This is a genomic window from Corallococcus sp. bb12-1 (assembly GCF_026626765.1).
GTDB lineage: Bacteria > Myxococcota > Myxococcia > Myxococcales > Myxococcaceae > Corallococcus > Corallococcus terminator.
The window spans coordinates 101,458-114,192 of sequence record NZ_JAPNJZ010000037.1; the positions used below are offsets into that span (position 1 = coordinate 101,458).

The 12,735-nt window shown below is 69.7% G+C and carries 12 protein-coding genes; 6 read left to right on the forward strand and 6 right to left on the reverse strand.

Annotation, left to right across the window (positions count from 1 at the left end; translation table 11 throughout):
* Window positions 1-64 precede the first annotated feature (64 nt).
* Complete coding sequence (locus OV208_RS40905) at window positions 65-1,225, forward strand: fatty acid desaturase family protein (protein ID WP_267579406.1); 1,161 nt, start codon at window positions 65-67, stop codon at window positions 1,223-1,225.
* Window position 1,226: 1 nt separating this feature from the next.
* Here the strand turns inward: OV208_RS40905 and OV208_RS40910 are convergent, their stop codons facing one another.
* A complete protein-coding gene (locus tag OV208_RS40910) occupies window positions 1,227-1,724 on the reverse strand; it encodes a hypothetical protein (RefSeq protein ID WP_267579407.1) in 498 nt (165 codons plus the stop codon).
* 163 nt (window positions 1,725-1,887) lie between these two features.
* On the opposite strand from OV208_RS40910, the gene def reads away from it, so the two are divergent.
* Window positions 1,888-2,514: a peptide deformylase gene (def, locus tag OV208_RS40915; protein WP_267579408.1), complete on the forward strand. Its 627-nt coding sequence runs from the start codon at window positions 1,888-1,890 to the stop codon at window positions 2,512-2,514.
* A complete protein-coding gene (locus tag OV208_RS40920) occupies window positions 2,511-3,590 on the forward strand; it encodes an NADH:flavin oxidoreductase/NADH oxidase (RefSeq protein ID WP_267579409.1) in 1,080 nt (359 codons plus the stop codon). Before def ends, OV208_RS40920 begins: the two co-directional genes overlap by 4 nt.
* 22 nt (window positions 3,591-3,612) lie before the next feature.
* Here the strand turns inward: OV208_RS40920 and OV208_RS40925 are convergent, their stop codons facing one another.
* Together OV208_RS40925 and OV208_RS40930 are read right to left on the reverse strand one after the other, a co-directional pair.
* Window positions 3,613-4,491, reverse strand: a complete 879-nt coding sequence (locus tag OV208_RS40925; protein WP_267579410.1) for a type VI immunity family protein — start codon at window positions 4,489-4,491, stop codon at window positions 3,613-3,615.
* A gap of 17 nt (window positions 4,492-4,508) precedes the next feature.
* Window positions 4,509-5,306 (reverse strand): hypothetical protein, encoded by a 798-nt coding sequence (locus OV208_RS40930; RefSeq protein WP_267579411.1) that lies wholly within the window; start codon window positions 5,304-5,306, stop codon window positions 4,509-4,511.
* Between the two features lie 38 nt (window positions 5,307-5,344).
* Between OV208_RS40930 and OV208_RS40935 the strand changes: the two genes are divergently transcribed.
* The 3 genes from OV208_RS40935 to OV208_RS40945 all read left to right on the forward strand — a co-directional run bounded on the left by OV208_RS40935 (window position 5,345) and on the right by OV208_RS40945 (window position 8,119).
* Window positions 5,345-6,193 carry an MBL fold metallo-hydrolase gene (locus tag OV208_RS40935; RefSeq protein WP_120540785.1) on the forward strand — a complete coding sequence of 283 codons (849 nt, stop codon included), beginning with the start codon at window positions 5,345-5,347 and terminating at the stop codon, window positions 6,191-6,193.
* Window positions 6,194-6,224: 31 nt separating this feature from the next.
* The gene (locus OV208_RS40940) at window positions 6,225-7,400 is read left to right on the forward strand and encodes an FAD-dependent monooxygenase (protein WP_267579412.1); all 1,176 of its coding nucleotides are present in this window, start codon (window positions 6,225-6,227) and stop codon (window positions 7,398-7,400) included.
* 164 nt (window positions 7,401-7,564) lie between these two features.
* Window positions 7,565-8,119, forward strand: a complete 555-nt coding sequence (locus OV208_RS40945) for a hypothetical protein (protein WP_267579413.1) — start codon at window positions 7,565-7,567, stop codon at window positions 8,117-8,119.
* A gap of 7 nt (window positions 8,120-8,126) precedes the next feature.
* On the opposite strand, the gene OV208_RS40950 is transcribed toward OV208_RS40945, so the two are convergent.
* Genes OV208_RS40950 through OV208_RS40960 form a run of 3 tightly spaced genes read right to left on the reverse strand, consistent with a single transcriptional unit; the run spans window position 8,127 to window position 12,718 of the window.
* Window positions 8,127-8,888: an alpha/beta fold hydrolase gene (locus OV208_RS40950; RefSeq protein ID WP_267579414.1), complete on the reverse strand. Its 762-nt coding sequence runs from the start codon at window positions 8,886-8,888 to the stop codon at window positions 8,127-8,129.
* Between the two features lie 30 nt (window positions 8,889-8,918).
* Window positions 8,919-10,478 (reverse strand): DUF4139 domain-containing protein, encoded by a 1,560-nt coding sequence (locus OV208_RS40955; RefSeq protein WP_267579415.1) that lies wholly within the window; start codon window positions 10,476-10,478, stop codon window positions 8,919-8,921.
* Window positions 10,478-12,718 (reverse strand): DUF4139 domain-containing protein, encoded by a 2,241-nt coding sequence (locus tag OV208_RS40960; RefSeq protein ID WP_267579416.1) that lies wholly within the window; start codon window positions 12,716-12,718, stop codon window positions 10,478-10,480. The genes OV208_RS40955 and OV208_RS40960 overlap by 1 nt, the downstream gene beginning before the upstream one ends.
* Window positions 12,719-12,735 lie beyond the last annotated feature (17 nt).

Below are 12,735 nucleotides of genomic sequence, written 5' to 3' on the forward strand. Positions count from 1 at the left end.
TTAGCGTGCGGCTTCGCACCGACCGTGCCCGTGGTTCCCCGTCCCGCTCCCGAGGAGTCCTTCCATGTCCCGCGGCACCCCCGACTTCGACCTCGCCTCCGTGGACGCGGAGGGCTTCTACCGGGAGCTGAAGGAGATCCGCGCCCAGGTGGATGCCTCCCTGGGCGAGGCGGACGCGGCGCACCTGCGCAAGCTGGAGCGCTGGGGCCGGGTGGCCACGGGGCTGGGTGTGGCCACGGCGTGGATCGCCCCGAACCCGTTGAGCGCGGTGGCGCTGGGGCTGGGGCGCTCGACGCGCTGGCTGCTCATGCACCACGTGGGACACCGGGGCTACGACCGGGTGCCGGGCCTGCCCGCGTCGCGCACGAGCAAGGCGTTCGCGAAGGGCCACCGGCGCTTCCTCGACTGGCTGGACTGGATGCTGCCGGAGGCGTGGGTGTTCGAGCACAACGTGCTGCACCACTCGCACACCGGCGAGGACGCGGATCCCGACCTGCTGGAGCGCAACGCGGAGGGCACGCTGCGGGACACCAGCCGTCCCCTGCCGCTGCGCTACGTGCAACTGGCGCTCCTGGCCATCACCTGGCGCGCCAGCTACTACGCGCCGGAGACGCTGGGGTCGCTGCGGCGCAAGGGCCGGCGTGAAGGCGGCGGGCTGACGCGGGCGGAGGTGTGGGAGCTCATCACGCGCTGCTACCTGCCGTACGCGGCCGTCTACTTCGGCTTGTACCCGGCGGCGTTCCTGGTGCTGAGCCCGTGGGCGGCGTTCAGCGTGTTCTGCAACTCCGTGATGGCGGATGTCGTCACCAACCTGCACACATTCTTCGTCGTGGGGCCCAACCACACGGGCGAGGACCTGTACCGCTTCGACAGCGCGCCCGCGAACAAGGCGGAGCGCATGGTGCAGCAGGTGCTGGGCAGCGCGAACTACCGCACGGGCGGCGACCTCAACGACTACGCGCACCTGTGGCTGAACTACCAGATTGAGCACCACCTCTGGCCGGACCTGCCGATGCTGAAGTACGCCCAGGTGCAGCCCCAGGTGAAGGCCCTGTGCGAGAAGTACGGCATCCCCTACGTGCAGGAGAGCGTCTGGACGCGCGCGCGCAAGATGGTGGACGTCGTCGTGGGCAAGGCGTCGATGATGCGGCTGGCGAAGGTCGGCGCCCGGTCCACGACGGACGCGAGCGTGGACGCGGCGGCGGCTGAAGCCTCCGCGGCCTGATTCAGGCGGGCGGCGCGCGGCGACGGCGGGGCAGGGGGGCGAGCGCCACGGGCGTGGCCTCCACCGCCGTCTCCTCGTGGCGGATGGCCTCCGCGTTCACCACGCGCACGCCGTCCGGCTGCACGGGCAGCCCGATGGTCTCCACGAACAGGCGGTAGCTCTCCTCCAGCCGCCGGTGCAGGGTGATGAAGGTCTGGTGCGCGGTGCCGGGCATGTCCTCGGTGTAGGTGAAGTACCAGCGCAGCTCGTCCAGGCGTGCGTAGAAATGATCCACCACGGCCTGCTCCTTCTCGGACAGGTGGATGAGCTGGATGAAGGCGCCTTCGGCGTAGTGCGAGGACACCGTCTCCACCAGCGGGCCCCGGCTGCGCAGGCGGGAGAAGAGGATGAACATCTCCTCCCGGCGTGCGGCCAGGCGGCGCATGATTCCAGCGGCGTCCAGGGCGAGCAGGTTGCGAACGCGCGCGGTCGTCTCTTCGGCCTTCTTGCGGCGAGCCATGGTGCGACGCAGCCTATCGTCAGTGACCCTTCCTCCGTGAGGCCGGTGATGCCCGGAGATGGAGGGGGTGACGTCTTCCTCGTGGGAAGGCGGGCGACCGGGCCCGTGCCCGTCTCACGGTGATGCAGCGCGGCAGTGGAGCGCTTGTTACGGTGGGCCACCTATGGTGCTCAAGATCGTCCAGGCAGGGGAGCCCGTGCTGCGACAGCGCGCGCGGGAGCTGACCCCCGAGGAAATTGGCAGTGAGGACACGCGCCGGCTCATCGCGCTGATGCGCGACACGATGCGGGACGCGCCCGGCGTGGGGCTCGCGGCACCCCAGGTGGGGGTGGGCTTGCGGCTGGTGGTCATCGAGGACCGGGCCGAGTACCAGGCCGGCGCGACGCCCGCGGACCTGGCCACGCGGGAGCGGGCGCCGGTGGCGTTCCACGTGTTGATCAACCCGAGGCTGGTGGTGGAGGACCCCACCCCGGTGGAGTTCCACGAGGGGTGCCTGAGCGTGAACGGGCTCGCGGCGCTGGTGGCCCGGGCGCGTGGCGTGCGGGTGGAGGCGCTGGATGAGAATGGGCAGCCGGTGACGCTGTCGGCGCGCGGCTGGTACGCGCGCATCCTCCAGCACGAGGTGGACCACCTGGAGGGCACGCTCTACGTGGACCGGATGGAGACGCGGAGCCTCACGACGCAGGACAACCACCGACGGCATTGGATGGGCAGGAGCACGGCGCAGGTGCGCGAGGCGCTGGGGCTGCCTGAACGACAGACATCGATTCCCCCGGAGGACAAGTCATGAGCAACACGAAGCTGTTCACCCCCTTGAAGCTGCGCGACATCACGCTGCGCAACCGCATCGTCGTGTCCCCCATGTGCCAGTACTCGAGCGAGGACGGCTTCGCCAACGAGTGGCACGTGGTGCACCTGGGCAGTCGCGCGGTGGGTGGTGCGGGGCTGGTGATGACGGAGGCCACGGCCGTGGAGCCGGAGGGCCGCATCTCGCCGCAGGACCTGGGGCTGTGGAAGGACGCGCATGTGGAGACGCTGGCGCGCATCAACCGCTTCCTGCACCAGAACGGCGCCGCGTCCGGCGTGCAGTTGGCGCACGCGGGCCGGAAGGCCTCCACGCTCAGGCCCTGGGACACGGGGAAGCACGGCTCGACGGTGATGCCGGAGGAGGGTGGCTGGACGACGGTGGGGCCGACGGCCGAAGCGTTCGACGACGGCTATCCGAAGCCGGCGGCGCTGGATGAGGCGGGCATCGCGCGGGTGGTGAAGGCGTTCGGTGACGCGGCGGTGCGCGCGAAGGCCGCGGGGTTCCAGGTGGTGGAGCTGCACGCGGCGCACGGCTACCTGCTGCACGAGTTCCTGTCGCCGCTGTCGAACAAGCGGACGGACCGGTACGGCGGCTCGTTCGAGAACCGCACGCGCTTCGCGCTGGAGGTGACGCGCGCGGTGCGGGCGAAGTGGCCGGAAGGACAGCCGCTGTTCATGCGCGTCTCCGCCACGGACTGGGTGGAGGGAGGCTGGACGCCGGAGGACTCGGTGGCGTTGGCGAAGCTGGTGGCGAAGGAGGGCGTGGACCTCATCGACTGCTCGTCGGGCGGTGTGGTGCCCGGTGTGAAGATTCCGGTGGGGCCGGGCTACCAGACGTCACTGGCGGAGAAGGTTCGCAAGGAGGCGGGAATCCTGACGGGCGCCGTGGGGATGATCCGCTCCGCGTTCCAGGCCGAGCACGTGCTGGCCACGGGGCAGGCGGACGTCGTCATCCTGGCCCGCGAGCTGCTGAGAGATCCGTACTGGCCGCTGCGCGCCGCGAGCGAGCTGCACGCGGATGTCCTCTGGCCGCACCAGTACGAGCGCGCGAAGAACTGACGTGTGAAGTCGGGACGCCGGTTCAGTCGAGGAACCGGCGGTCCCACTGTTGGAAGGTCGCGGCGGGGAAGCCTGGGGGGCCGTTGGGGGGATGGAAGGCCCAGGGCTCCAGGACGCGGGCCAGCTCCCGGTAGGCGGGTAGAGGCTGGTCGGGGCCTCCGGGTTCCGGGGCCGGGCCCAGGGTGACAACGGCCCGGGACGCGTCCAGGGACTCCACGGTGGTGCCTGGGGTGTGGAGCTGGGAGCGCAGGAAGTCCGTGCCTCCCATTTCGCTCAGGGCTGGCTCCCCAATGAACGTCATCCAGTGTGGGACGCGCAGGCGGGTGCCGATGTGATGAGCGGTCATCTGAAGATCCTGGACGTCGACTCCTGGATAGGGGACCAGGAGGGGGACGAGATCTCTCATGACGTTCCCGAAATCCAGGAAGCCTGTGGCCGAAAGTCCGACGTGCCCCGAGCTGAAGGGCAGTAGCGCGGCCAGGGCGAGTGCCAGCTCCCTGACGCGTTGAGGGCCATGGGCTTTCATCCACGCCATGGGGAGAATGAATCGTACTGCGGTCACTGCGCCAGGGTAATGACGGAGTAATGGGCCATGGATGTCATGGCCCTTGTACTCGAATTCGTATTTGTCTGGATAGGGGGCGTCATTGGTGAGGGCAACAGAAGATCCTTTGGGGTTACGGAACTTCTTGTAGACGGTTTCCCATCCGGACTCATTCAGCTCCTGCCATTCACCCTCCGCGTCCGCGAAGTGGTTCAGGGCGCCCGCTCCAACTGTTTTGAGAAATTCCTGCAACGACAGTGATGCATTTTCAATAACTTCTGCTGTTGGTCTTGGAAGATAGAAGCAGATGCTCACGTCTTCTTGTGTGACCGCTCTGCCCTTGCGTGTGACCTGCATTCTTGAGGATTCCATGCTTAGATCCCTGCCCCCAGCCAAGGGACAACCTGATAAACGGCGGATTCGCCGAATGCTTGGCGGTACATGGCGCCTTGGTCGCTTCCTTCGTAGGTGTGTCCTGGCGGGTATTCTCGCCACTTGGGTCGCTTGGTAATGTCGACACAGGGGAACTTGAAGTCAAAGACAGCCAGGCTCTTCTCTGGATGGCCGGCATGAATCACCACGTCCGGAACCAGGGTGCCTCTCAGTTCTCCATGGTTTCCATTTTGTATGATTCGGTCCACGGCGGCTTGTGAGAGCCATGTTTTCTTCCTGCTCTTGGGGTCATATTTGTAGGTGGGTTCGATGCTGAACCCGCCGGGTCGAAGGTCTTTCAGCTTTTCTTCGGCACAGCGCAGGGCGACACGATGCATCTCCACCCCGAGCAGCATGGCCCGGGTGACGGTCTTCCCCTGGGGGTCGATGACCTCCTTCAAGCACTCTTCCCGGGTCGGGCTTCGGGTTCCGAAGTGCTCAAGGATGACATCTGTCCGGGCCTTGTCCGCGCATTCCTCCATGGCCTCCGTGACCTGCTCCAGCAGCGCCTCATCCAGGAGCTTCGCCGCCGCGACCGCCGAACCTCCCGCGGTCCCCACGGCCCGGATGGCCCGGGGGAGGATGGACTCCTGTCCGGCGGCCTGGGCGCAGTAGGCGGGTTGGGTCCGGCAGGCATTCGTCGCGGAGTCGAGCTTGAGCCGACCCTGCCCATGCCCGCAGCCCTGGAGCAGCACCGCGATGCCCGCCAACCCCACCGTCCACAGCGGCTTCCAACGCACGGGCGCCTTCCTTCCGAAGTCCGCATAAGCTTTGCCGCATGCTGACCGAGGTGCAGGCAGGACCCTATACCGTGCGCGGTATCTCCGTGGGCGGCGTGTACACGTCGCTCCTCGTGCCGGAACTGGGAGTGCTGCTGGATGCTGGCGTTCCCATCCGCTCCTTCGCCGGCACCGACCGCATCTTCCTGAGCCATGGCCATGCGGACCACGCCAGCGCGCTGGGGTCGCTCCTCGGCATCCGCGCGCTGGTGGGGAAGGGCCCACCGCAGGTCTACCTCCCCGCGGAGATTGAAGCCCCCGTCCAGGAGGCCATCGCGGCGCTGGGGCGGCTGCACCGCATGAAGGCGGACCTCCACACCGTCCCCATGCGTCCCGGTGACACCCTCAAGGTTCAGCAGGATCTGTGGGTGCGTGCCTTTCGCACGCACCACCCCGTGCCCTCGCTGGGCTACCAGTTCATCCGCCGCGTCTCCAAGCTCAAGCCCGAGTACCGCGAGCTGCCCCCGGCGGAGATCGGCCGCCGTCGCCAGGCCGGTGAGCCCCTCTTCGATGAAGTCGAACGTCTGGAGCTGGCCTACTGCACCGACACGCTGTCCAACGTGTTGGAGCGCCAGCCATCCCTGTTCGACAGCCGCGTGCTCATCCTCGAATGCACGTTCATCGACGCGGAGCGCACCGTGCGCGATGCGCAGGAGCGGGCCCACATCCACCTGGAGGAGATCGCCTCCATGGCCGACCGCTTCCAGAACGAGGCCCTGGTCCTGATGCATTTCAGTCAGGCTTACAGCCCCGCGCAGGTCCACGCGACCCTCAAGGCCCGCCTGCCCGCATCGCTGCTGGAGCGTGTGCGAATCTTCGCCCCGGACTCCGGCCGCTGGTTCGGTTGACCTCCTGCGCGGGCCTTGCTGAAAGGCAGCCATGACCTCGCCTTCCGTCGCGTCTCCCTCCTCCCGACACGTCCTCATCGCGGGGGCTGGCATTGGAGGGCTCACGCTGGCCTGCGCCCTGCGCCGCGCCGGCCTGCGCGCCACGGTCCTCGAACGTGCGGACGCGTTTCGACAGGTGGGTGCGGGCATCATCGTGCAGATGAACGCCTCGCTCGCCCTGCGCCGCATCGGGCTGTGCGACGCGGTGGTGGCCGCCGGGGAGCGGTCCGTGGATTCCGTCGTGCTCGATATGGCGGGAGCGCAGCTCACCCGGGTGGACGTGGCCTCGCTCCAGCGGGAACTGGATGCTCCGATGGTGGCGCTGCACAGGGCCCGTCTCCAGTCCGTCCTGCATGCCCATGCGGGCCCGGAGGACACCGTGCGCCTGGGCGTCGCGGTGACCGGCTTCCAGGACGACGGAGCCCGCGTCACCGCCTCCCTGTCCGATGGCACCTCCGTGTCCGGTGACGTGCTGGTGGGAGCGGATGGCTTGCGCTCCGCCGTGCGCACAGGCCTGTGGGGGGAACAGCCCACCCGGTACTCCGGCTACACGAGCTGGCGCGGCGTGTGCCCGGCCGCGGACCTCGTCTCCCCGGGGCACTTCTCCGAGTCCTGGGGGCCCGGCGCGCGCTTCGGCATCGTGCCCATCGGTCACGGCGAGGTGTACTGGTACGCCACGCTCAATGCTCCGGCGGGAGCGGAGGATGCACCGGGACAGACGCTCGCTGTCCTGCGCGAACGCTTCTCCGGGTGGCATGCCCCCATCGCTGCCCTGCTGGATGTGACGCCTCCCGAGCGCGTCATGCGCACGGACATCCACGACCGTCCTCCGCTGCGGCGCTGGAGCCGGGGCCGGGTGACATTGCTGGGCGACGCCGCGCACCCGATGACGCCGAACATGGGCCAGGGCGGCTGTCAGGCCATCGAGGATGCCGTGGTGCTGGCGGAGTGCCTGGCGGCGCCCGGGGCGGTGGAAGACGCGCTGCATGCCTACGAGGCCCGCCGGCTGACGCGCGCCAACCAGATGGTTGAGCGCTCACGACAGATGGGCCGCGTGGGCCAATGGGAGAATGGCGCCGCCCGCTTCGTGCGCGATGCACTGCTGCGGCGCATGCCCGTGAGCATGGCCGCGCAGCAGCTCCGGGACATGGTGAAGGCCGCGCAGTGATGCGGCGGCCCTCCGAGGCCAGGACCCCGTCCGTCAGTCAACGCTCGATTCGGCCACGACTCCACGCTCCACCGCGAATCGTCGGGCCTGACGCCGAGCCGTCCCATTGGCCCGGGTAGCGTGCCCGGATTGCCAGGGACAGGAGTTCCAGGCCGGGGGCATGGATGCAAGGACACATCGTGGGAGGATTGCTGGTCATCGCGTCGCTGACCGCCTGTCAGCGCGCCGAGCCTCCGGCAACAACCCAACGGGAGACACCCACGGAGGCTCCCGCCGCGCCGCGTGAGGAGGCTCCTGCCGCCGCTCCTGTCGATTCCGGGACGCCTGCCGCGACGGATGACCATGCCGAGGTCAACGCCCGCATCACCACCGTGCTGGGCGACCCCGCGAAGTACGAACAGGCGGTGGCCTCGTTGCAGCGAGCGGTGTCCGCGCACGACGCCAGTGCCGTCGCGGCGATGGTCGCGTATCCCTTCACCGCGAGCATCGGCGGCAAGAAGGTGAAGCTCGCCAATGCCAAGGCCTTCATTGCCCGCTACGACGCGATCGTCACGCCCGCCGTCGCGCAGGCCATCACCGGGCAGCGCTACGCCGACCTCTTCGTCAATGCCAAGGGGGTGATGTTTGGCAAGGGCGAGGCGTGGCTCAATGGCACCTGCAAGGACTCCGCCTGCAAGGACGTTGACGTCCGGGTGGTGGCGCTCCAGCCCGCCCAATGAATTGGACCTACCGGTTGACGGACGCCAGGAACGGCAGCACCCGAGGCAACACCTTCGCCGCCTTCGCCCAGGCGCCACCGTGGTCCGCGTGCTCGATGCTCGCGAAGTCCGCGCCGGCCCGCTCCGCCACGGCCTTCATGGGGTCGTGATACGGATCCTGGGCTCCGCAGTACAGGAGCCCAGGCCTTCCGGACCGCACCAGCGCATCATCCAGGCCTGTCGTGTCCTCGCAGGCCTTGAGGCACCACCGCAGCGCCTCCAGGTCTCCCGCTTCGATGGCCTCCGCCAGCTCCGGTGCGCGCCGCGCGCCCATCAGCAACACCTGGAACCAGTCCACCTCCGGCTCCGACGGGACCTGCTTCGACAGCGCCGCGTAGGCCGTGCGCAGGCCATTGACAGGATCCCAGCCGCCCACCACGTACGACGCGAGCCGCTCCGGCGCGAAGGCCGCCAGCCCACACACCGTCCAACCCCCCATCGAATATCCCCACGCATGCGCCTGGGAAATCGACAGCGTGTCGAGCACTGACAGCACGTCCTCCACGCGGCGTCGCAGCCCGTAGGCTCCGGGCTCGTGTGGGGTGTCACTCTGGCCGTGCCCCAGCGAGTCGAACGTCACCACCGTGTACGTGTCCTTCAACGCGGGCACGTACCCCTTGAGCGTCCAGTGCGAACCCAACTGGAGCAGGCCGTGCAACAAGAGCAGGGGAGGGCCATGACCTTCGACCTCGTAGTGGATGCGGCGGCCGGACTTCGTCGCGAAGGGCATGGCTCCCGGGCTCCTCTTGTCTCGCGGTGGCTACAGGCCCGACACCTTCGCGGCGCTGGACACCGTGAAGCCGAAGGCCACCGTCTGGCGTGAGCGCGGCGGCAGGTTCAGCTGGAAGCGCACGATGCCTTCCTCGCTCACCTTCGTGGGCGCGGGCTTCGCGGCGTCCTTGAGCAACGCCACCTCCACCGCCTCCACCTCCGACACCGGCATGCGCTCCTCCACCGCGAGGTCCGCCGGCTTCGCCCCCATGTTGGAGACGAACAGCTTCACCCGCTGCGTGCGCGTGCGCCGGCCGGTGATGCGCGCGACGTCCTCACCCACGTCCACCTGCCGCGACACCCGCAGCGAGTCCTCGCTGCCGAAGCCCAGCTTCACCCGCTCGCCCCGGCCGGAGAACTTCAACTGCGCGCGGCCCACGTAGCCCTTCTCGCGCACCAGATCCACTGGGCCCGCGAGCAGCACCGCCGGCCCCGTGTTGTCGAACCTCGCCACCCGGTGCACCAGCGGCGACTGCTCCGGACACGCCACCAGCTCCGAGCTCGCCGGTGCGGTGAAGACGAACAGCGCCACGCGGTGGGCCTCGCCGTCCGAAGGCACCGTGGCCTTGTGGGTCGCCGCCAGCGTCACCGGTTCGCCGCCGTCGTCCATGCCGGGCAGCGCATCCGCGGCCTTCGTGGCCCCGGCCTCGCCCGTCGTCTGGAGCGCCTCCTCGCGGATGGACACGTCCACCACCTGCTTCTCGCGCACCGTCTTGTCGCGCAAGGACAGCCAGTCGTCCTGGAGCCGGGGCGGCGTGGCGCCCAGCGTGGGCCTCGCCGTGGAGAACGCCAGCGTCACGTCCTTCCACGTCTCGCCCGTGTTCTGCCAGACGACGGCTTCGCACTCCACCGTCACCGTCGCCGCCTCCGGCGTGGAGTGCAGCGCCGCGCGGTAGGCCGGGCGCCAGGCCGCGCAGGGCACCAGGTACGTCAGCGTCAGCGTCGCCGTGCCTCCCGCCGCGTGGCTCACGTCCAGCTCCGCGCGCACGTCCAGCGTGGGCTCCGGCCGCTCCGTGCGGGACAGGATGTCGCGGGTCTCCTGCTCGTGCTGACGCTGGAGGCGGGCCTCGTGGCGCCGCGCCTGCCGGAGCGCGTCGTCCGTCGCCGTCTGCTCCTTGCGAAGCGTGTCGAGCTGCTCCTTCCACCGCGCGGGGTCCGCCTCGCCCGCGCCGGTGCGCTCGGCGATGGCGCGCAGCACGTCCGCCCGCGCGGCCTGCATCAGGCCCCGCTTCACCTCCAGGCGCCGCACCTCCGCGTGGGCCAGCTCCATCGCCTGCTCGTGTTCGAAGGCACGGCGGGCCAGCTCCGAGTGCTGTTCCCGCAGGGCTTCCGGAAGCACGGCGCGCATCGAGCGGCGCAGGCCGGCCTGCGTCACCATGCCGCCCGTCAGCTTCGCCTGGAGCGAGCGGTCCACCGCCACCGCCGGCAGGCCGTCCACGATGAGCCGGGTGGCGCCCTGCGGCAGCGTCACCTCACCACTGCGTTCAATGAGGGCCCGGTCCTCCAGGACCGTCACCTTGACCAGGGGCAACAAGATGGAAGTGCGCATCACGTCCTCCGGTTTCCGCCGAGCAGCATCTTGCTGGCGGGCAGCTTCACGATCCACGTCGCCTTCAGGGAACGCTTCTCTCCGGCGGGAATGCTCACGCGCCAGACGCGCTCACCCTCCACCGCCGCCTCGCCCGGGATGGGCAGGGGCTTGTGCCACGGCGGCACGACTTCCGTCTCCTCGACCTTGATGTCCTTCTGCGACTCCGGCACCGCGCCCACCCGTTCGGAGACGCAGATGTCCACCGGCCGGTTGAGGTGGTTCGCCAGCTCCACCGACACATGGTGCGTGAGCACCGTGCTGTTGCCGAACATGCCGCCCGTGGCCTCGTCGAAGCGGGTGTTGCGCGCCACCTGGAGCGCTTCCTCCACGCCCAATCCCAGCCGCTGCGTCTCCCCCGGCCCCATCGTGGGCAGCGGGGACGTCATCAGGAACTCATCCTCCAGCGTCACGTCCACCGGGCCCGCGAGCAGGGGGTGGGGCGTCGGATTGTCCAGCCGCACCGTGCGGAAGACGCGCGGCTCCACGGAGGGCACGCTCACGTACTCGGCCTTGAACTCCACCGGCAGCGTCAACATGGGCACCGTGTGCCACGCCCCGTCGGACGGCACGTCCGCGCTCGCGTCCGCGTCGAAGCGCGCATCGAAGTGCCGCGCGGATTCACGTGGAGGCACGGCCCAGGTGGGCGGCGAAAGCACGTTCACGGCGTCAGCGCTGGCCATGGCCACCGCCACGAGGCTCACCACGTCCACCTGCACGCGCACCGCCGACAGGGCCAGCATCGCCTGGGTGACGTGCGCCGGACGGGGCTGCAGCCGGCCGCGGTGATACGCGACACCGGGAGGGGCCAGCATCAGCGATTCGTAGTCGAGCAACCCCTCCGCGGGCTCCAGGCTGTCCTCGGAGCGCTCCTGCTCCTCGGGCATCGCCAGGTCCGCCATCGGCGCGTCGTCGAAGTCCACTTCGGCCTTGCGCTTCTTGGCGCGCTCCATTCCCCCGCCCCCCTTGGGCGAGGCCGCCATGTTCCGCGACTGGCGAGGGACGGCCATCTCCCCGGTGGCGCTCCCACCACGAGGGGCGGACGGCGCACGGCCGCCCACCATGGGGGCTCCCGGACGCCTCGGGGGCGGGGGCGGCATGGACATGGCGGGAGCCGCCGCCGACGGGCGGGGCGCGGAGCCGGGAGCGCCTCCGAAGGAAGCCTCCTTCTCGTAGGAGACCTCGTCGTCCTCGAGCCCTCCTTCCTCCTCGGAGGACTCGTACACCGGCATCTCCTGGGGCATGGGCTCGGGCATCAGGAGGGCGGGTGAGGGTGGGGCCCGCACGGCGTCGTAGCCCGCGAACAGCTCGTCCAGGCCCGGGGCGGCCTCGCGCCATCCCGAGCGCGCGGGCGGAGGCTGACTGCGCCCGATGCGCAGCGACTTCAGCTCCGGCACCTCCGCTCTCCGCTCCAGGTCCGCGGTGGAGACGGAGAGTCGCACCCCCGTCCAATCCTCGCCGGTGCGCTGGAGCACGGCGGCGCGCATGCGCAGCGTGCCTTCCTCCAGCGTGCGGGGCAGGCGCAGGTCATACGTGGGCACCCACCGCGCGCCCGACACGGCGTACTCCAGCACGAGGCGCGCATCCGTGTTCGCGGGCAGGGGACCGGACAGCGTCAGTTGCGCCGCGCGGAACAACTGGGCCCGGTCGCCCCTGAGCGCGGAGGACAGCTCCTGGACGCGGCGGCGGCGCAGCTCCACCTCCGCCGTGGCGTCGCGCTGCTGTCGCTCCAGCTCCAGCCGCTGGGCATGCAGCGCCGCCAGCTCCGAATCCACGAAGCCCGCCAGCGACAACATCGAGGTCAGGGGCGCCTCCCTCGGGGGATGGCCCTTGCGCGCGGGCGGGAAGACGGGCGTCAGCCGCTGCATCGCCTCCAGCTCCACGCGCACGCGCTCCAGCCGACCGTGCACGTCCGACAGCGCGGTCTCCGCCGCTTCGAGCGAGTGCTGCTCCGCGGGCAGGTCCGACTCCGACGGCAGCCGCACCTCGAAGGCGGGACGCAGGTCGCGGACAAGCAGGCCGGCCGGGCCCTCCACGACCCGCGCGCGCAGGGAATGGGCGCGCAGGGCCAGTGGCAGGCCCTGGATGCGGACCTTGTCGGGCAGGTGGCCCTGTTCAGGGGACAGCACGAACGCGCGTGTGCACAGCGCTCCTTCGGCATGAACCGTGACGGATTCCAGGATGGACGGTACGACGCGCATGGGCCCCCTCTTCCATG

Bases quoted from the DNA above. Each gene is read 5' to 3' on its own strand.
- OV208_RS40905 (WP_267579406.1), top strand. From the start codon at position 65: ATGTCCCGCGGCACCCCCGACTTCGACCTCGCCTCCGTGGACGCGGAG.
- OV208_RS40910 (WP_267579407.1), bottom strand. From the start codon at position 1,724: ATGGCTCGCCGCAAGAAGGCCGAAGAGACGACCGCGCGCGTTCGCAAC.
- def (WP_267579408.1), top strand. From the start codon at position 1,888: ATGGTGCTCAAGATCGTCCAGGCAGGGGAGCCCGTGCTGCGACAGCGC.
- OV208_RS40920 (WP_267579409.1), top strand. From the start codon at position 2,511: ATGAGCAACACGAAGCTGTTCACCCCCTTGAAGCTGCGCGACATCACG.
- OV208_RS40925 (WP_267579410.1), bottom strand. From the start codon at position 4,491: ATGCAGGTCACACGCAAGGGCAGAGCGGTCACACAAGAAGACGTGAGC.
- OV208_RS40935 (WP_120540785.1), top strand. From the start codon at position 5,345: ATGCTGACCGAGGTGCAGGCAGGACCCTATACCGTGCGCGGTATCTCC.
- OV208_RS40940 (WP_267579412.1), top strand. From the start codon at position 6,225: ATGACCTCGCCTTCCGTCGCGTCTCCCTCCTCCCGACACGTCCTCATC.
- OV208_RS40945 (WP_267579413.1), top strand. From the start codon at position 7,565: ATGCAAGGACACATCGTGGGAGGATTGCTGGTCATCGCGTCGCTGACC.
- OV208_RS40950 (WP_267579414.1), bottom strand. From the start codon at position 8,888: ATGCCCTTCGCGACGAAGTCCGGCCGCCGCATCCACTACGAGGTCGAA.
- OV208_RS40955 (WP_267579415.1), bottom strand. From the start codon at position 10,478: ATGCGCACTTCCATCTTGTTGCCCCTGGTCAAGGTGACGGTCCTGGAG.
- OV208_RS40960 (WP_267579416.1), bottom strand. From the start codon at position 12,718: ATGCGCGTCGTACCGTCCATCCTGGAATCCGTCACGGTTCATGCCGAA.